Origin of the sequence: uncultured Massilia sp. (assembly GCF_913773735.1) — a bacterium.
Taxonomy (GTDB): domain Bacteria; phylum Pseudomonadota; class Gammaproteobacteria; order Burkholderiales; family Burkholderiaceae_D; genus Telluria.
On record NZ_CAJYEB010000034.1, the window covers coordinates 78,833 to 95,781 of the forward strand.

Below are 16,949 nucleotides of genomic sequence, written 5' to 3' on the forward strand. Positions count from 1 at the left end.
GCGCCGGACAGATTCACGTAATAAACTAAGTTACATGAAACGAGACAGCAAACTATCGGGCGTCCTGCACGTCCTCCTGCACATGGCGGAAAGTGCCGCGCCGATGACCTCGGACGCGCTGGCCGCGATGATGCAGACCAATCCCGTGGTCATCCGCCGCATCCTGGCCGGCCTGCGCGAGCAGGGACTGGTGCGCTCCGAAAAAGGCCACGGCGGCGGCTGGCAACTGTCCTGCGACCTGGAGCGGGTGACGCTGCGCGACATCTACGACGCGCTCGGCGCCCCCACGATCCTGGCCATGGGCAACCGCACCGAAGCGCCCGGCTGCCTGGTCGAAACGGTGGTGAACGCCGCCATGGACCAGGCGTTCCACGATGCCGAGGCGCTGCTGCTGGCGCGCCTGGGCGAGGTGACGCTGGCCCGGCTGAGCGCGGACTTCCACCGGCGGATGCAGGAGCGGCCGCGCTGTCCGGCCAACCCGCACTGATCCGCTGATCCCGCCGGCGCCCGCGCCGGCACCGACGAAGCGTTTCCGACCGGCCGAGCCGGCCGGCCGGCGGCGCTCGTCCTTCTGAAAGGAGATACATCATGTACGACGTCATCGTCGCCGGCGGCAGCTATGCCGGCATGGCCGCCGCGCTGCAACTGGTGCGCGCGCGCCGCAAGGTGCTGGTGGTCGACGCCGGCCGGCGCCGCAACCGCTTCGCGCGCGTCTCGCACGGCCTGCTGGGCCAGGACGGCCGCTCCCCGGACGCGATCCATGCCGAAGCCCGGGCGCAGCTGGACGCCTATCCTGACCTGTCCTGGCGCGAGGGCAGGATCGCCGACGCCGCGCGCGACGGCGACGGCTTCATCGTGCGCACCCAGGGCGGCGCCACGTTCCACGGCCGCCGCCTGATCCTGGCGACCGGCGTGAGCGACCGCCTGCCCGACGTGCCCGGCCTGGCCGAGCGCTGGGGCGACACCGTCGCGGCCTGTCCCTACTGCCACGGCTACGAATTCGCCCTGGGCCGGCTGGGCGTGCTGGCGTCCGGACCGCTGTCGCTGCACCAGGCCCTGCTGGTGCCGGAATGGGCGGGCAGCACGGTGCTGTTCACCAACGGCGCGCTGGAGCTGGAGGCGCAGCAGCTGGAACAGTTCGCCGCCCGCGGCGTGACGGTCGAGCGCGAACCGGTGGTGGAAGTGTTCGGCGCGGGCGCCTCGGTGCGCCTGCGCGACGGCCGCACGGTGGAACTGGACGGCTTGTTCATCGCCACGCGCATCGCGCAGGATCCGCTGGTGGAGCGGCTCGGCTGCGTCACCGCCGAGGGGCCGATGGGACCGGTGATCCAGACCGACGACTTCAAGACCACCTCGGTGCCGGGCCTGTTCGCCTGCGGCGACGCGGCGCGCATGATGGCCAGCCTGTCGCTGGCGATCGCGGACGGAGCGCTGGCGGGGATCGGGGCGCACCGGTCGCTGGTGTTCGATTGACGTTGGCTGGGCGGCAGCGCCGGCCACCCAACGATTGCCGGTCGATCTCCCATCAAAAAGAAGCCGGAGCTTCCGTTTTCCATCGTTGATGTAGGGTGGACGGCTCTGCCGTCCACGCGTTCAACCGTATCCTGCGTGGCCGATCCACGTGCATTGGCCGCGTGGACGGCGCAGCCGTCCACCCGACGATTGCCGGCCAGTCGCCAATGAAAAAGGGAAGCCGAAGCTTCCCTTTTTTTACGTCAACACGTCACGGACGCATCGATCACTGGCGCGTATCCACCTGGATCAGCGGCTCGTCCACCGGCGGCGGGGCAGGCTTGCGGGTGCGGCGCGGACGGACCGGCTCGGCCACCTGGGCGGCGGCTTCCTGCGCGGCGCGCAGCTTGGCCGGGTCGGTCGCCGCGAGCGTCAGGCCGGCCTTGGCCAGCACTTCGTCCATGTCGGCCGGGGCGGCGACCGGCGCCGGCGCCGGCGCGACCGCCACGGGCGCGGCCACCGGGGCCGGCGCTGCCGGCGCGGCTTGCGCCTGCGGCGCCGCAGCGGCAGCCGGAGCGGCAGCCGGGGTCGGTGCAGGAGCGGCAGCCTCGACCGGGGCCTGCGCCGCGGCGGCGCGCGCCACGGCGGCGGCGACCGACTGCGAGGTCGGGAACGGCCACGGGCCCTTCGCAGCCTGGGCCGGCGCTGCGGCGGCCGCGGCGGCTGCCGCAGCGGCTGCAACACGGGCCTGCTCGGCGGCAACCCTGGCGGCAGCGGCTTCCTCGGCGGCGGCCTGTTCGGCGGCGGCCTTGACCGCGGCAGCCTTCACGGAAGCCGAGGTCGGGAACGGCCACGGACCCTTGTCGGCGGCGGCCCTGGCCGGCTTGCCTTCCGCTTTCGCCTTCGCGGCGCGGGCTTCGGCCTGCACCTTGGCGGCTTCCTCGTCGGCGACCGGCGTGAAGGCCGGCGTCGTTTCGCCGTCGGCCAGGCCGTGTTCCATGCCCTCGGCCTGGTCGCGTTCGCGGCGGCTGCGGTTGCGGCCGCCACGGCGGCGGCGGCGGCGCGGCTCGTCGCCGCCTTCGCCGTCGGCGTCCTCGCCATCCGGGCCGAGCGTCACCGCGGCCTTGGCCGCCTGCTCGTGGATGGTTTCCTGCTCGACGGCCGGACCGGTGGCGGCGACGGCGACCGGCGCGGCGGCCTGGATCGCGTTCACCTCTTCCAGCCTGGCTTCGATGGCCTGGATGCGTTCGCTGCGTTCACCCGTGTCGCGCGGCTGGCGCGGCTGGCGCGGGGTACGTTCCGGACGCTCGCCGCGTTCGGCGCGTTCGCCACGCTCGGGGCGCGCGGCCGGCATGCCCTGCGCATCGACGGCCTGCTCGCGCGGCTCGCGGGCTTCGCGCGGTGGGCGCTTCTCACGCGGTTCGCGCGGCTGGCGCGGCGGCTTGGCCTCGAACTCGGCCGGCTTGGCGCCGTCCTCCGTCACGACCCTGGCGACCTGCTCGCGGTCTTCGCGCTCCGGACGGTTCTTGCCGCCGGCCGGGCCGTTGCGGGTGTTGCGGCCGCGCTGGCCGCGACCGTTGCGCTCGCCGCGTTCGGCTGCCGCCGGGGTCGGTTCGGCCGGCTTGACCGGGGTGGCGGCCGGCGCCGGGGCGGGCGCCACCGGTGCCGGGCGGCCGAAGAAGAAGTTGCGCAGCTTGGCGAAGAAACCCTCCTCGGCCGGCGGCAGCGCGGCCGGCGCCGGGGCGGGCGTCGGGGCCGGGGCGGCGGCTGCGGGGGCCGCCGCTGCCGCTGCTGCGGCCCTGGCGGTTTCGCTGCGGTCCACCATCGGCGCCGGCTGGGCCGGGGTGATGGTCTTGACCACGGCTTCCTGGCGCGGCTTCTGCTCTTCCTTCTGGCGCTTGGCGTAGGCCATGTCGGTTTCGGCCGACTCGGCCAGCGTGTAGCTGGCGCCGGCGTCCTCCAGGCGCGGATCGTCGATCTTGATGCGTTCGAGCTTGTAGTGCGGGGTCTCGAGGTGCTTGTTCGGGATCAGGATGACGGTGATGCGGTGGCGCGTCTCGATCTTGAGGATCTCGCCGCGCTTTTCGTTCAGCAGGAAGGCGGCGACGTCGACCGGGACCTGGACGTGGATGGTCGCCGAGTTTTCCTTCATCGCCTCTTCCTGGATGATGCGCAGCACCTGCAGGGCGGACGATTCGGTATCGCGGATGTGGCCGGTGCCCGAGCAGCGCGGGCAGGTCACGTGCGAGCCTTCCGACAGCGACGGACGCAGGCGCTGGCGCGACAGTTCCATCAGGCCGAAGCGCGAGATCTTGCCCATCTGGACGCGGGCGCGGTCGTGGTGCAGGGCATCCTTCAGGCGCTGCTCGACTTCGCGCTGGTTCTTGGCGACCTCCATGTCGATGAAGTCGATCACGATCAGGCCGCCCAGGTCGCGCAGGCGCAGCTGGCGCGCCACTTCGTCGGCGGCTTCGCAGTTGGTGTTGAAGGCGGTGGTCTCGATGTCCGAGCCGCGCGTGGCGCGCGCCGAGTTGACGTCGATCGACACCAGCGCTTCGGTGTGGTCGATCACGATCGCGCCGCCGGACGGCAGCGGGACGGTGCGCGAGTACGCGGTCTCGATCTGGTGCTCGATCTGGAAGCGCGAGAACAGGGGCACGTCGTCGCTGTAGCGCTTCACGCGGTGCACCATGTCGGGCATCACGTGGCTCATGAACTGGTGGGCCTGGTCGTAGATCTCGTCGGTGTCGATCAGGATCTCGCCGATGTCCGGCTGGTAGTAGTCGCGGATGGCGCGGATGACGAGCGAGGATTCCTGGTAGATCAGGAACGGGCCCGGGGCCGACTTGCCGGCGCCTTCGATCGCGCGCCACAGCTGCATCAGGTAGTTCAGGTCCCACTGCAGTTCTTCGACGTTGCGGCCGATGCCGGCGGTGCGGGCGATGACCGACATGCCCTGCGGCAGGTCCAGCTTGTCCATCGTCTCGCGCAGTTCCTGGCGCTCCTCGCCTTCGACGCGGCGCGACACGCCGCCGCCGCGCGGGTTGTTCGGCATCAGCACCAGGTAGCGGCCGGCCAGCGAGATGAACGAGGTCAGGGCGGCGCCCTTGTTGCCGCGCTCTTCCTTCTCGACCTGGACCATGATTTCCTGGCCTTCGCGCAGGGCTTCCTTGATGGTGCAGTTGCGCACGTCGACGCCGTCGCGGAAATACGAGCGGGCAACTTCCTTGAAGGGGAGGAAGCCGTGGCGGTCTTCGCCGTAGCTGACGAAGCAGGCTTCGAGGGAGGGTTCGATGCGGGTGATGACGCCTTTGTAGATATTCGACTTGCGCTGTTCGCGGCCAGCGGTCTCGATATCGATGTCGATCAGTTTCTGGCCGTCGACGATCGCTACGCGCAGCTCCTCTTGCTGCGTAGCGTTAAACAACATTCTTTTCATTTATTGACTCCGCGACCCGTGGGCCGTTTCATGCCGTCCCTTGCGGGACGGCGCAGGTACAGGGATGTACGCGGGAGGGGAGTGTTGGCGGTGGTATGCCCGGGGCGTGGCGCGGCATGGCCGGCCACAGGGCGCGGACGGCATCGAACGTCATTGTCGCGCGCACGAACGCCGGAGGTCCAATGGCCCGATCGGGGCGACATTGCAACCTTCGGGCGGGTGCGGCCCAGGCCCGACCTGCTGCGGCAGCAGCATGCGCGAGGTGCCGGCCAGGCGAACTTCGGCCTCGGCCCGCGCACCACCGGGATGCCGTCTGCGGAATCTCTGCGACCTGCTGCTTCCTGCATTGTGTGGCGGGACTCGTCCGAAGCGCGCGAATCCGCGCGGTGCTCGCTGCAAACCGGTCAGCCGCATTCCCCGAACTATGTATGCCACAACATTGCTGCCGCTCGCGACGGCTTTCGAGACTCCTGCATCGGTCGGGCGAAAACGACAAGCGTTATCGACGCCATCACCCGGCAAGCCGGCCTGGGGCCGTCTTGCCGGTACTTATCCTAATCAATCCAAACAATCCAATCCTGCAGTCCTGTACGTACCCGATTGCAACAGCGGTGCAACCCTGGTCCGCACAAGCATGTGCGTACACGTTCTGGAACCGCGCAACACCCGCCGCGCATTGCCCGCATTGGCTTGTTGAACCCGCCATGCCACCGGCACGACGCGATTCCAGGCCGACGTGGCCACCGCTCGCAAAGGCATCATGCGATTCCGTTTTTTTCCATCGAATTTGCATTCAGGCGAGGCCGATGGAGACGCCCCTGTGTAAAATATCGTTTTAATTCTTACACCAGCAGAGGTTTGACCGCCGCCTGTCGATTATATATTCAAAATGAAGGACTTAGAGAGAATTTCTGGCAAGACAGAGCGAATGACCTTGCAAAACGACGTCGTTCCCCCTTCATCGCAGACGGAACACCGCCCGGCCGCCGCCGCACAGTTTGTCACAATCACCGAAGAAGAAGCCGGACAGCGCATCGACAATTACCTGTTGCGCGTCTGTAAAGGCGTCCCCAAAAGCCACATTTACCGCATCCTGCGTTCGGGCGAAGTGCGCGTGAACAAAGGGCGCATCGACCAGCTGTATCGCCTGGCCGCGGGCGACCTCGTGCGCATCCCGCCGGTGCGGCTGGCCGAGCGCGCCGCCGGGCCGGCCCCGGTGCCGGGCGCCGAATTCCGCGTCGTGCACGAGGACAGCCATGTGCTCGTCATCGACAAGCCGGCGGGCGTCGCCGTGCACGGCGGCTCGGGCGTCTCCTACGGCGTCATCGAACAATTGCGTGCGGCGCGGCCGGACGCCAAGTTCCTGGAACTGGTGCACCGCCTCGACCGCGAGACGTCGGGCCTGCTGCTGATCGCGAAAAAGCGCTCGGCACTGACCGACCTGCACGACCAGATGCGCGAGGGAACCACCGACAAGCGCTACCTGACGCTGGTGACGGGCGACTGGCACAACCAGCGCCAGCACGTGCGCCTGCGCCTGCACAAGTACAACACGCCGGACGGCGAGAAGCGCGTGGTCGTCGTCAAGGAAGGCGGCCAGGAAGCGCACACGATCTTCAACCTGAAGCGCAAGTGGCCGGGCTTCGCGCTGCTCGAGGCCGAGCTCAAGACCGGGCGCACGCACCAGATCCGCGTGCACCTGGCGTCGAGCGGCTTCCCGATCGCGGGTGACGAGAAATACGGCGATTTTGCGCTCAACAAGCAGCTTCAGAAGGCAAACGATCGGCGCGGCGCGCTGCGCCGGATGTTCCTGCACGCCTGGCAGATCACCTTCCGGCACCCGGACACGGGCCAGCCGCTGACGCTGCGGGCGCCGTTGCCGGCGGAATGCGAGCGTTTCTTGGTAAGCTTGGGGCCGGCGAGCGATCACCGGCCCCATGGCGGGTCCCACGACGCTCCCCAGCACGGGCCGCACGGCACCGGCGACGAATAACGAATACGCCCACGAGGCGGGAATGAGGAGCCGGCCGGAATATGGCCGGGAAACATGGCAAGAAAGCAATTTGACCTGATCGTCTTCGATTGGGACGGCACGCTGATGGACAGCACCGCCACCATCGTCAAATGTATACAGTCGGCCGCCAAGGATCTCGGCCTGGCCGTGCCGAGCGATGCGGCGGCCGCGCACGTGATCGGCCTGGGGCTGTCCGAAGCCATGCAGACGGTCATGCCGAACCTGGACCCGGCGCTGTACCCGCGCATGGTCGAGCGCTATCGCTACCACTTCCTGACCAAGGACCATGAACTGGTGCTGTTCGCGGGCACGCGCGCCATGCTGGAGGAGTTGTCCCAACTCGGCTATTTCCTGGCCGTTGCCACCGGCAAGAGCCGGGTCGGGCTGAACCGCGCCCTGAACGCCGCCGGACTGCTGTCGATGTTCGATGCGACCCGTTGCGCCGACGAGACATTTTCCAAGCCGCATCCGGCAATGTTGCAAGAACTGACAAGGGAGCTCGGCCAGGACATGCGGCGCACCGTTATGATCGGCGACACGACGCACGACCTGCTGATGGCCAGCAACGCCGGCGCGGCGGGCATCGCGGTGGAGTACGGTGCCCATCCCTTGCAGCAATTGCAGGCATGTCATCCGGTCTTCACGGCGAAGAACGTGCCGGAACTCCATGGGTGGCTGCTCGAGAACGCATGAGCGCAGCCGGCGACACCGCGGACGGCGCGGACGTCTACCTGTGCGATGCCGCGGCGGTCGCGGACGGCGGTCGCGGCGTCCGCTTTCCGGTGCGGGCGTTCGGCGTGGATGCCACCGGATTCGTGGTGCGTTACGGGGGGAAGGCGTATGCTTACCTGAATCGCTGCGCCCACGTCCCGGTCGAGCTCGATGGTATCGAAGGCGAGTTCTTCGAGTCCGGCAAGCAGTACCTGATGTGTTCCATCCACGGCGCGCTCTACCTGCCGGACAGCGGCGCCTGCGCGGGCGGGCCGTGCCGCCGCGGCCGTCTGCATCCGATCGCGGTGCGCGAGCGCGAGGGACGCATCTACTGGGCGCCCGACGCGCACATCCGGCCGCGGGACGCGGCGGAGCAGGGTGCGCGGGCATCGTAACCTATGTTTTAGGGATTTATGAGCGAACAGACGCGGAACGACAACGACACCGGCCGCACGGCCGCCCCGGCCACCTTCAACAACTGGGAGCGCGAGACGCTCGAGCGCCTGGTATTCGCCACGGTGCGCGAGCAGCGGGCCGCGCGACGCTGGGGCATCTTCTTCAAGCTTTCCTTCCTGCTGCTGGCATTTTTCTGCATCTGGGCGTATTTCGACTTCAATTTCGGCGGCTCGGACATCGAATCGCTGGGGCGCCACACGGCGCTGATCGAAATCGACGGCGCCATCGACACCGAGGGCAGCGGGTCGGCCGACACCGTCATCCCCTCGTTGAACAAGGCCTTCGCCGATCCGGGATCGGCGGCGGTGGTGCTGCGCATTGACAGTCCCGGTGGCAGCCCGGTCCAGGCCGGCATCATCGTCGACGAGATGCAGCGCATGAAGAAGCTGTATCCGAACAAGCCGCTGTACGTGGTCGTCGACGAGATCTGCGCGTCCGGCGGTTATTACATCGCGGCTGCGGCCGACAAGATCTACGTCAACAAGGCCAGTATCGTCGGCTCGGTCGGCGTACTGATGGACGGCTTCGGCTTCACCGGCCTGATGGACAAGCTGGGCATCGAGCGGCGCCTGTTGACGGCAGGCGAGAACAAGGGCTTCCTCGATCCGTTCAGCCCGCAGACGGACAAGCAGAAGCAGCATGCGCTGTCGATGCTCAACGAGATCCACGAGCAATTCATCGCCGTGGTGCGCGCCGGCCGCGGCAAGCGCCTGAAGGAAGATGCGGAGATCTTCTCGGGCCTGTACTGGACCGGCGCGAAGGCCGTGGACATGGGCCTGGCCGACGGCTTCGGCACCGTCGACACCGTGGCGCGCGACGTGGTCAAGGCCGAGGAGATCATCGACTATACCTCGCACGAAAACCTGTCCGAGCGCGTGCTGAAGAAGTTCGGCGCCTCGGTCGGCGCCGGCGCCGTGCATTCGATCTATCGCGGGGCCGTGCCCAGCCTGAAGTGATGAGGGGGCACTGAGAAGGTTCAATATTCGCCTTGAAACTCGTGCCCGGTGGTCTATAGTGGAGGTGCGGCTGTTTCGACGACAAGACAGGAAGACCGAACGTGTTCCTGCCGCAGCGAGGCAATCGCAGACCCGCATGCGTGCGGTTTAGAGAGAACTTCCTTCCTCGAGCAGGTGTCCCTTCGTGGGATGAAAACGACGGCGCAAGCCGTCGTTTTCATTTGCCGCCCCGCGCCGGTGGATGGTCGCTGCCGCCGTCCTGTGCGTCGACCGTGGCAAGCGCCGCCGTGCACTGGTGGAAGCCGCCGGACTCGAGCCAGCCCTGGAAGCCGCGTTGCGCCTGCGCATACCATGCGGCGCGCAGCGGTTGATTGTCTGATGCAAATACATGGGGAATGTCGCCGCCGCGCGTCCAGCGCGCCAGCGCGAGCCGGGTCGGGAAGATGGCGGCGTGTTCGCGGGCGACCCGGGCATCGCGGCTCGTAACCGCTTGCGCCGGGGAAAGAATGCAACGCTGTCTTTTTTCGATCTGCACTTTTGCCTCGTTTCTTGGGTGGGGGTAGGCGTGGTTCTGATCCTACAAGTCAGTTACTCGTAGTCTTACACTCAGTCACTGTAGGTCGATTCCTAAGCGGGTTTCAGTGTATCAACGGCTTTTTTACGTCCCTTGACGCGCGTCAAACGAGTTCTTGCTCTGAATGAAAACGTTCGAGTTCTTGAATTTTGCTGCTTGCCAAGCCATCTGTTAAAGTCTCGCCCCATGAGCAAAATTTCCCTTGACCGCGTACTGCAATCGCAAGGCTTCGGTACGCGCAAGTACTGCCGTGCACTGATCGAAGACGGCGACGTCGCCATCGGCGGCGTCGTCCAGACGAGCTACAAGACCCTGGTCGATACCGACGGCCTCGTGCTGACCGTGTTCGACGAGGAATGGGTCGTGCGGGAGCGCGTGTACATCGCCCTGTACAAGCCGGCCAACTACGAGTGTTCGCGCAAGCCGAGCCACCATCCGGGTGTGTTGACGCTGCTGCCGGAACAGTTCACCTGGCGCGACGTGCAGCCGGTGGGGCGGCTCGACCACGACACCACGGGCCTGCTGCTGATGTCGGACGACGGTCCGTTCATCCACGCCCAGTCCTCGCCCAAGCGCCATATTCCGAAGGTCTACCAGGCCACCACGCAGGAACCGGTGACCCAGGCACTGGTCGACCAGTTGCTGGCGGGCGTGCAACTGCACGACGAACCGGCGCCGCTGGCGGCGCTGACCTGCGTGCAGCGCGGCGAGCACCAGCTCGAGATCGTGCTCGAGCAGGGCAAGTACCACCAGGTCAAGCGCATGCTGGCGGCGGCCGGCAACCATTGCGCGGCGCTGCACCGTTCCCAGGTCGGCGGCCTGACGCTGGAAGCGCTCGGCCTCCAGGAAGGCGAGTGGTGCTACCTCGAGCAGGCCCAGCTCGACCTGCTGGTGCCGGGCTGACGTACAAGCTGAAATACAGGCTGGAATACCAGCCTGACATACAGGCTGACATATCGGCTGACATGCCGGCCTGATATCCTCTTGCGCCGCGCCCGGGGTGCAGCAGCGTCCGTTGTGTTGTCGTGCGACATGCAAGTCGGTTTTCCGCGACACTCCGTCATATAAACTCTTGTCAAGTGGTTATCGAACCACGCGAGAGTGTGTTCAACCATGACGACGACAATGCCCGCCACACCATACCGCCTCCTTCCGTTTTTCGTTTTCCTCGCATGCAACCCGGCCATGGCCCAGCAGGCCGAGGCCAATGCGCCCGTGCTCGCGGCCTGCGCCGCCATCGGCGACGCCGGCCAGCGCCTGGCCTGCTACGACCGCCTGGCCGGCGTGAAGCCCGCCGCGCTGCCGGGCTCGCTGCCGGCCTCGATGTCGACGCCGGCCGCTACGCCGCGCGTGGCCGCCACGACCCCGGCCGCCGTCGCGGCCACGGCCGAAAGCGCCGCCGCGACCGGCACCACGCCCGCGCCGGGCACGCCGGCGGCCCGCACCGATCCGGAAGTGGAGGCGGCGCTCGACCTCTCGCCGGAAAAGCTGCGCGGCTTCAGCCTGGCGGACCACTGGGAACTGGACCAGGCCCACAAGCGCGGCATCTTCAATTTCCGCCCGCATTACGCCAACTACCTGATGGTGACGCGCACCGCGCATCCGAACAACGAACCCTACCGGCCGTTCCGCGATATCTCGGACCTGGCCACCGACTTGTCGCACTCGGAACTCGTGTTCCAGCTCGGCTTCAAGACGAAGCTGGTCGAGGGCGCGTTCGGCAAGCCGGTGGACGTGTGGTTCGGCTACACGCAGAACAGCTTCTGGCAGGCCGGCAACCGGAAGGCGTCGAGCCCGTTCCGCGAAACCAACTACCAGCCCGAACTGATGGTGGTGACGCCGCTGGACTTCAATGTACTCGGGATGCGCGCGCGCTTCCTTAATCTGGGCGTCGTGCACCAGTCGAACGGACAAGCGTCGACGCTGTCGCGCAGCTGGAACCGCGTGTATGCCCAGGTCGGCCTGGAGCGCGCCGGTTGGACCGTGGTGGGACGCGTCTGGAAACGCATCAACGAAGCGGCCGCGGACGACAACAATCCCGACATCGCGGACTACATGGGGCGGGGCGACCTGAACGTCACCTACCGCAACAACGGCCACGATTACTCGGCCCTGGTGCGCCGCAACTTCTCGACCGAGCGCGGCGCCGTGCAACTGAGCTGGGCCTTCCCGCTGGCCGGTCACTTCAAGGGCTACGTCCAGTACTTCTCGGGCTACGGGCAGAGCCTGATCGACTACAACTACTACCAGAACTCGGCCGGCATCGGGGTGCAGGGCACGTTCTGAGCGGGACGGCAGGCACGGCCGCCCGCTACAATGGCGGCCATGAAACTCGCCACCCTCAACGACGGCACGCGCGACGGCCAGCTGGCGGTCGTCGCGCGCGACCTCAAGACCGCCCACATCGCCGACGGCATCGCGCCCACGCTCCAGGCCGCCCTCGACGACTGGGACTTCATCGCCCCGCAACTCGACGCGCTGTACCAGGAACTGCAGGCCGGCCGCGCGCGCCGTCCGTTCGACTTCGACCCGGCGCGCTGCATGGCGCCGCTGCCGCGCGCCTACCAGCGGGTCGACGGTTCGGCCTACGTCAGCCACGTGGAACCGGCGCACCGCGCGCGCGGCGCCGACGTGCCGCCGTCCTTCCCGGAAGACCCCGTGATGGCCCAGGGCTGCAGTGACGACCTCCTCGGCCCCATGGACGACATCGTGCTGGCGCACGAGGAATGGGGCATCGACTTCGGCGCGGAAGTGGCCGTCGTCACCGGCGACCTGGCGATGGGCGCGACGCCGGACGATGCCCTGCAGCAGGTGCGCCTGCTGGTGCTGGCCAACGACGTTACGTTGCGCCACCTGGCCGCGGCCGAACTGGAGACGGGTTGCGGCCTGCTGCAATCGAAGCCGGCGACGGCATTTTCCCCGGTGGCCGTCACGCCGGACGAGCTGGGCGACGCCTGGCGCGACGCCAAGGTGCACCTGCCGCTGCGCGCGACCTGGAACGGCCGCCTGGTCGGCCAGCCCGACACCGGCGCGGACATGGCCTTCAACTTCGCCCAGCTCGTCGCGCACCTGTGCAAGACGCGCAAGGTGCGCGCCGGCACGATCGTCGGTTCCGGCACGGTGTCGAACCAGGACGCGTCGCGCGGCTACGCGTGCATCGCCGCGCAGCGCGGCCTGGAAACCAGCGAGACCGGGGCGGCGGTGACGGCGTTCATGCGCTTCGGCGACACCATCCGCATCGAGATGCTGGACGCGAAGGGCAAGTCGGTGTTCGGGGCGATCGAGCAGACGGTGAAGCGGCTGGAGCGTTGATGCCGGTGTCCCATCGTACGCCGGGAGAACACTACGTAGGGTGGACGGGTCCCCCGTCCACGCGTTCCGTCGGCAGCTGCGCTACGAGCCGGTATGCGCTGCTCGAACGCGTGGACGGCGGCGCCGTCCACCCTGCATGACAATCCGCGGGATGCACGCCATTGTCTATGAGTGTCACTTCCAGAACTCGCCGCCCGCATCCGCGCCGCGCAGGTCGACCTCCACCGGGCGCGTGATCCGGCGCAGCGCATCCGCCGCCAGGATTGTCCCGTCCGGCGCATGCAGCCGGTACCAGAGGAACGCCACGCCCGACAGGCGCAGCTTCTGGCCGGTGAACAGGCTGTCCTTGACGATCGTCATGCCCTCCAGGCGCAGGTCGACGTCGAGCACCAGCATGCCCTCGGTGCGCGCCGCATAGCCCAGGTAGCGCGCGGCATTGAACAGCGGACTCTTGTCGCCCGCTTCGCCGGCCTTGAGCGATTCGACGAAGCCGTCGACGGTCTTGAGCAGCGCTCCGGCGCCGGAGGCCAGCGCGGCCAGTTCCTTCTTTTCCTCGCCCTTGGCGCCGTCGGCCAGCTTCTGCAGGACGGCGATGCGGTTGGCGAATTCCGCACGCTGCGTTGCGAGCATGCGCACGCGCGCCAGCAGGCCGGCGTAGCGCGCCGCATCCAGTTCGCCCAGGTAGCCGCTGCCTAGGCCCGCGATCCGTTCAGGGCAGGCGTGTGCCAGCGCCGTCGCGAACAGCCCGCGGGCGCCGTCGCCGTAGCCGATGCCGTCCACGTCCAGGTTGGTCTTGAACGGCGCGCCGAAGTCGGCCGCCGCCTTTAGCGTGGCCGGCACGACGGTCAGCACGGCCAGCGGCGAGAGGGCGCGTGCACCGGCCGGCGCGTGCGCGTCGATGACCTGCTGCAACTGGGCGTTCTGGCGCGCCAGGTCGGCCGCCAGCCGTTCGAGGGCGTCGTCGACCAGGCGCGCGGCCAGCACGCCCTGCGCGGCGGCGGGTTCGTACAGCACGGCGCGCCGGCCGGCGGGCACGACCGCGCAGACCTCGCCGGCCAGCTGGCGGGCCAGGTCGAAGGCCTTGACCAGGCCGGCGGCGCCGAACTGCTTCGTGTCGATACTGCCGGCCAGCGGCCTGGTGGTCGATGGCGGCAGGCGCGCCAGGAGTTCGGCGCGTTCGGCTTCGGCGATGGCGGCGCGGGCTTCGGCGGTGCGGGCCTCGGCGTGGAGGGCGGCCTGGGCGGGATCCGTTTCCGGCTGTGCGGCCCCGGACTGGGCGTACCCGGCCGTGCTGGCGCCGGCCGTTGCCGCAAATAACAAGCTGGCGCAAAGCGTTCGGTATTTCCCGAAATGGGTGGCTGTATCGCTCATTGTATTTACATTTCTGATTGCAGATTCATATCGCAATAACGAACAGTTCAGTTGTCTTTCATATTTTTCATTTTTAAATTCTCGCTAAAAATCACAAATTCTTTACATTAATTATTGAGTATGTATTCAATTAAAGTTGCCTTGTATTGATGCACTATGACCGATAAGCAATTGAACTGATTAACTGTAGTAATTTTGCTGAAAAATTGACGCTGCACTGCACAAAAAATAGTCATTCTGTCAAGAAAATGTTTCCTTGGTGCATGCGTATCATGTAAAATCCTGCATTACTCCATCATGCCCTCCGAGTCATTTCTCACCGTCAATGTTCAAGTTCACCAAGCGTTTTACGGCCGTGGTCATGGCCGTCGCGTCCACTGCCGCCGCTGCGCAGGACGCAAGCACCAAACAAGACCTCTTCAACCAGGACATCTCGGCGCCTTCGGGCATGGGTGACGTTGCGACGCCTTCCGCACCGCGCAAGATCAGCATCACCAATGGGCAGGTCAGGGAATTGGGAGCGGCTGGACGCGACACCCCGCCGGTCGCCGGCGTGCCGCCATCGCGCGAAGTCGCGGTCGACAAGCCGCAAAGCGAATTCCAGAAATTCGTGGCGGATAATACCGGCAAGGCACTGCCGATCTTTGGTGCGGAGTTTTTCGCGAATACGCCGTCGACGTTCGCACCGATCTCGAATGCACCGGTGCCGTCCGATTACCCGCTGGGTCCCGGCGATGAACTGATGATCCGCGGCTGGGGTACCGTCGACATCGATTTCCGCGCCACCATCGACCGCAACGGCACGGTCTCGATTCCGACCATCGGCAACGTTCCGCTGGCCGGCGTGAAGGCCGGCGACGCCGAAGGCGTGATCCGCGCCGCCGTGGGGCGCCTGTACAAGGGGGTTACCGTCAACGTGACGTTCGGCCAATTGCGCGCGATCACCGTGTACGTGGTCGGCCAGGCGAATCGTCCGGGCACCTATACCGTATCGAGCCTGTCGACGCTGGTCACCGCGCTGTTCGCCAGCGGCGGCCCCAACGCCAACGGCAGCATGCGCCACGTGCAGGTCAAGCGCGCCGGCAAGGTCGTGGCCGAGCTGGACCTGTATTCCTTCATCGCCAAGGGCGACAAGTCGGCCGACATCAAGCTGCTGGACGGCGACACCATCTACATTCCGTCGGCCGGCGGCTTCGTCGCCATGGTCGGCAAGGTCAACGCACCGGCCGTGTATGAACTGAAGACCGGCACCGACACGGTCGAATCCCTGCTGGACATCGCCGGCGGGCTGCCCGTCGTCGCTGACCCGCGCCGTGCCTTCCTGGAGCGCATCGACCCGTCGACGAACCATCCGCGTACCGTGGAGCAGTTCGCGCTGGACGGCCAGGGGCTCAAGCGCACGCTCAAGAACGGCGACGTGCTGAACATCACGTCGATCACGCCGGACTTCGCGAACGCGGTGGTCCTGCGCGGCAACGTCGACCAGTCGGTGCGTGCGCCGTTCAGGACCGGCATGCGGGTGAGCGACCTGATCCCGAACCGGGAATACCTGGTCAGCCGCAATTCGACGCGCCGCCAGAACAGCGCCCTGTCTACTGGTAACAATGAAAAGGATACCTCCGAGCAGGCGACGTCGATCGCCGCCAGCATCGGTTCCCTGCTGGAACCGATCAACTGGGATTACGCCGTCATCGAACGCGTGAACCGCGCCGACCTCACGGTCAAGCTGATTCCGTTCAACCTGGGCAGGGTATTCAGCAATCCGGCCGGTCCGGACAACATCCAGCTGCAACCCGGCGACACCGTCACGATCTTCTCGCAAAACGACGTGCAGGTGCCGATCGCGAAGCGCGAGGTTTTCGTGCGCGTCGAGGGCGAAGTCAATACCCCGGGCGTGTACCAGATGAACGCCGGCGACACCCTGCAGGGCCTGATCGCCAAGGCCGGCGGCCCGACCGTGAACGCCTACCTGTTCGGCACCGCGTTCTACCGCGAGGAAGTGCGCAAGGAACAGCAGGTTAATCTCGAGCGTGCCATCGACCGCCTGGAAGCGCAGGTGCGCAGCGAGCAGTCGAGGCTGGCGTCGAACGCGCTGGCGATGTCGCCGACGGACGCTGCTGCCTCGACGGCGCAGTTCGAGACGCAGCGCCGCGTGGCGGAACAGCGCATCAACCGCCTGCGCAAGCTCCAGTCGAGCGGCCGCATCGCCTTCGGCCTGGAGCCGAACGAGCGCTCGTTCGCGCGCCTGCCGCAGGTGCAACTGCAGAACGGCGACCGCCTGGTGGTGCCGTCCAAGCCGGCCTTCGTGCACGTGTTCGGCTCGGTCAACGTCGAGGCTTCGCCGCTGTGGCGTCCGAACGGCCGCGTGAAGGATTACCTGAAGATGGCCGGTACCAATCCGGACGCCGATCTCGAGAACGTGTTCGTGCTGCGCGTCGACGGCACCGTGGTGTCCTCCGATTCCCAGGGCTGGTTCTTTGGCAAGATCGGCGGCCTCGAGGTCATGCCCGGCGACACCATCGTGGTGCCCGAGAAGCTCGACAAGACCACGGCCTGGAGCCGCTTCACGCAGGGTGCGCGCGAGTGGACGCAGATCCTGGCGAACTTCGGCCTGGGCGCCGCTGCGGTGAAGACGCTGCGCGATTAACGATGGGCGGGCGCGAC

At 67.1% G+C, this 16,949-nt stretch carries 13 protein-coding genes; 10 read left to right on the top strand and 3 right to left on the bottom strand.

What is annotated here, in order from left to right; genetic code table 11:
* Nucleotides 1-34: 34 nt before the first annotated feature.
* Nucleotides 35-487 carry an Rrf2 family transcriptional regulator gene (locus QZ749_RS16790; RefSeq protein WP_296949121.1) on the top strand — a complete coding sequence of 151 codons (453 nt, stop codon included), beginning with the start codon at nt 35-37 and terminating at the stop codon, nt 485-487.
* A gap of 101 nt (nt 488-588) precedes the next feature.
* The gene (locus QZ749_RS16795; RefSeq protein WP_296949124.1) at nt 589-1,473 is read left to right on the top strand and encodes an NAD(P)/FAD-dependent oxidoreductase; all 885 of its coding nucleotides are present in this window, start codon (nt 589-591) and stop codon (nt 1,471-1,473) included.
* Nucleotides 1,474-1,738: 265 nt separating this feature from the next.
* On the opposite strand, the gene QZ749_RS16800 is transcribed toward QZ749_RS16795, so the two are convergent.
* On the bottom strand, nt 1,739-4,891 hold the full coding sequence (locus QZ749_RS16800; RefSeq protein WP_296949126.1) for an Rne/Rng family ribonuclease: 3,153 nt from the start codon (nt 4,889-4,891) through the stop codon (nt 1,739-1,741).
* Nucleotides 4,892-5,819: 928 nt separating this feature from the next.
* Here QZ749_RS16800 and QZ749_RS16805 point away from each other — a divergent pair.
* From QZ749_RS16805 to QZ749_RS16820, 4 genes are read left to right on the top strand one after another with little or no spacing between them, the layout of a single operon-like run.
* Nucleotides 5,820-6,884, top strand: coding sequence for an RluA family pseudouridine synthase (locus QZ749_RS16805; protein WP_296949360.1), 1,065 nt, complete (start codon nt 5,820-5,822; stop codon nt 6,882-6,884).
* Nucleotides 6,885-6,938: 54 nt separating this feature from the next.
* Nucleotides 6,939-7,598, top strand: a complete 660-nt coding sequence (locus QZ749_RS16810) for an HAD-IA family hydrolase (protein ID WP_296949128.1) — start codon at nt 6,939-6,941, stop codon at nt 7,596-7,598.
* Complete coding sequence (locus tag QZ749_RS16815) at nt 7,595-8,011, top strand: Rieske 2Fe-2S domain-containing protein (RefSeq protein WP_296949130.1); 417 nt, start codon at nt 7,595-7,597, stop codon at nt 8,009-8,011. Before QZ749_RS16810 ends, QZ749_RS16815 begins: the two co-directional genes overlap by 4 nt.
* A gap of 18 nt (nt 8,012-8,029) precedes the next feature.
* Complete coding sequence (locus QZ749_RS16820) at nt 8,030-9,028, top strand: S49 family peptidase (RefSeq protein WP_296949134.1); 999 nt, start codon at nt 8,030-8,032, stop codon at nt 9,026-9,028.
* Nucleotides 9,029-9,245: 217 nt separating this feature from the next.
* Here the strand turns inward: QZ749_RS16820 and QZ749_RS16825 are convergent, their stop codons facing one another.
* On the bottom strand, nt 9,246-9,563 hold the full coding sequence (locus QZ749_RS16825) for a hypothetical protein (protein ID WP_296949136.1): 318 nt from the start codon (nt 9,561-9,563) through the stop codon (nt 9,246-9,248).
* Nucleotides 9,564-9,788: 225 nt separating this feature from the next.
* Here QZ749_RS16825 and QZ749_RS16830 point away from each other — a divergent pair, with 225 nt between their 5' ends.
* From QZ749_RS16830 to QZ749_RS16840, 3 genes are all read left to right on the top strand, one after another.
* Nucleotides 9,789-10,505 (top strand): pseudouridine synthase, encoded by a 717-nt coding sequence (locus QZ749_RS16830; protein ID WP_296949138.1) that lies wholly within the window; start codon nt 9,789-9,791, stop codon nt 10,503-10,505.
* A 282-nt stretch (nt 10,506-10,787) separates the two neighbouring features.
* Nucleotides 10,788-11,888 (top strand): phospholipase A, encoded by a 1,101-nt coding sequence (locus tag QZ749_RS16835; protein ID WP_296949140.1) that lies wholly within the window; start codon nt 10,788-10,790, stop codon nt 11,886-11,888.
* Nucleotides 11,889-11,927: 39 nt separating this feature from the next.
* Nucleotides 11,928-12,914, top strand: coding sequence for a fumarylacetoacetate hydrolase family protein (locus QZ749_RS16840; RefSeq protein WP_296949142.1), 987 nt, complete (start codon nt 11,928-11,930; stop codon nt 12,912-12,914).
* A gap of 174 nt (nt 12,915-13,088) precedes the next feature.
* Here the strand turns inward: QZ749_RS16840 and QZ749_RS16845 are convergent, their stop codons facing one another.
* Complete coding sequence (locus tag QZ749_RS16845) at nt 13,089-14,234, bottom strand: hypothetical protein (protein WP_296949144.1); 1,146 nt, start codon at nt 14,232-14,234, stop codon at nt 13,089-13,091.
* A 499-nt stretch (nt 14,235-14,733) separates the two neighbouring features.
* On the opposite strand from QZ749_RS16845, the gene QZ749_RS16850 reads away from it, so the two are divergent.
* On the top strand, nt 14,734-16,932 hold the full coding sequence (locus QZ749_RS16850) for an SLBB domain-containing protein (protein WP_296949146.1): 2,199 nt from the start codon (nt 14,734-14,736) through the stop codon (nt 16,930-16,932).
* Nucleotides 16,933-16,949 lie beyond the last annotated feature (17 nt).

What these genes read in the sequence shown, in the direction of transcription:
- QZ749_RS16820 (WP_296949134.1), top strand. Translation starts at nt 8,030, where the DNA reads ATGAGCGAACAGACGCGGAACGACAACGACACCGGCCGCACGGCCGCC.
- QZ749_RS16795 (WP_296949124.1), top strand. Translation starts at nt 589, where the DNA reads ATGTACGACGTCATCGTCGCCGGCGGCAGCTATGCCGGCATGGCCGCC.
- QZ749_RS16800 (WP_296949126.1), bottom strand. Translation starts at nt 4,891, where the DNA reads ATGAAAAGAATGTTGTTTAACGCTACGCAGCAAGAGGAGCTGCGCGTA.
- QZ749_RS16850 (WP_296949146.1), top strand. Translation starts at nt 14,734, where the DNA reads ATGGGTGACGTTGCGACGCCTTCCGCACCGCGCAAGATCAGCATCACC.
- QZ749_RS16830 (WP_296949138.1), top strand. Translation starts at nt 9,789, where the DNA reads ATGAGCAAAATTTCCCTTGACCGCGTACTGCAATCGCAAGGCTTCGGT.
- QZ749_RS16835 (WP_296949140.1), top strand. Translation starts at nt 10,788, where the DNA reads ATGGCCCAGCAGGCCGAGGCCAATGCGCCCGTGCTCGCGGCCTGCGCC.
- QZ749_RS16810 (WP_296949128.1), top strand. Translation starts at nt 6,939, where the DNA reads ATGGCAAGAAAGCAATTTGACCTGATCGTCTTCGATTGGGACGGCACG.
- QZ749_RS16840 (WP_296949142.1), top strand. Translation starts at nt 11,928, where the DNA reads ATGAAACTCGCCACCCTCAACGACGGCACGCGCGACGGCCAGCTGGCG.
- QZ749_RS16790 (WP_296949121.1), top strand. Translation starts at nt 35, where the DNA reads ATGAAACGAGACAGCAAACTATCGGGCGTCCTGCACGTCCTCCTGCAC.
- QZ749_RS16805 (WP_296949360.1), top strand. Translation starts at nt 5,820, where the DNA reads ATGACCTTGCAAAACGACGTCGTTCCCCCTTCATCGCAGACGGAACAC.
- QZ749_RS16815 (WP_296949130.1), top strand. Translation starts at nt 7,595, where the DNA reads ATGAGCGCAGCCGGCGACACCGCGGACGGCGCGGACGTCTACCTGTGC.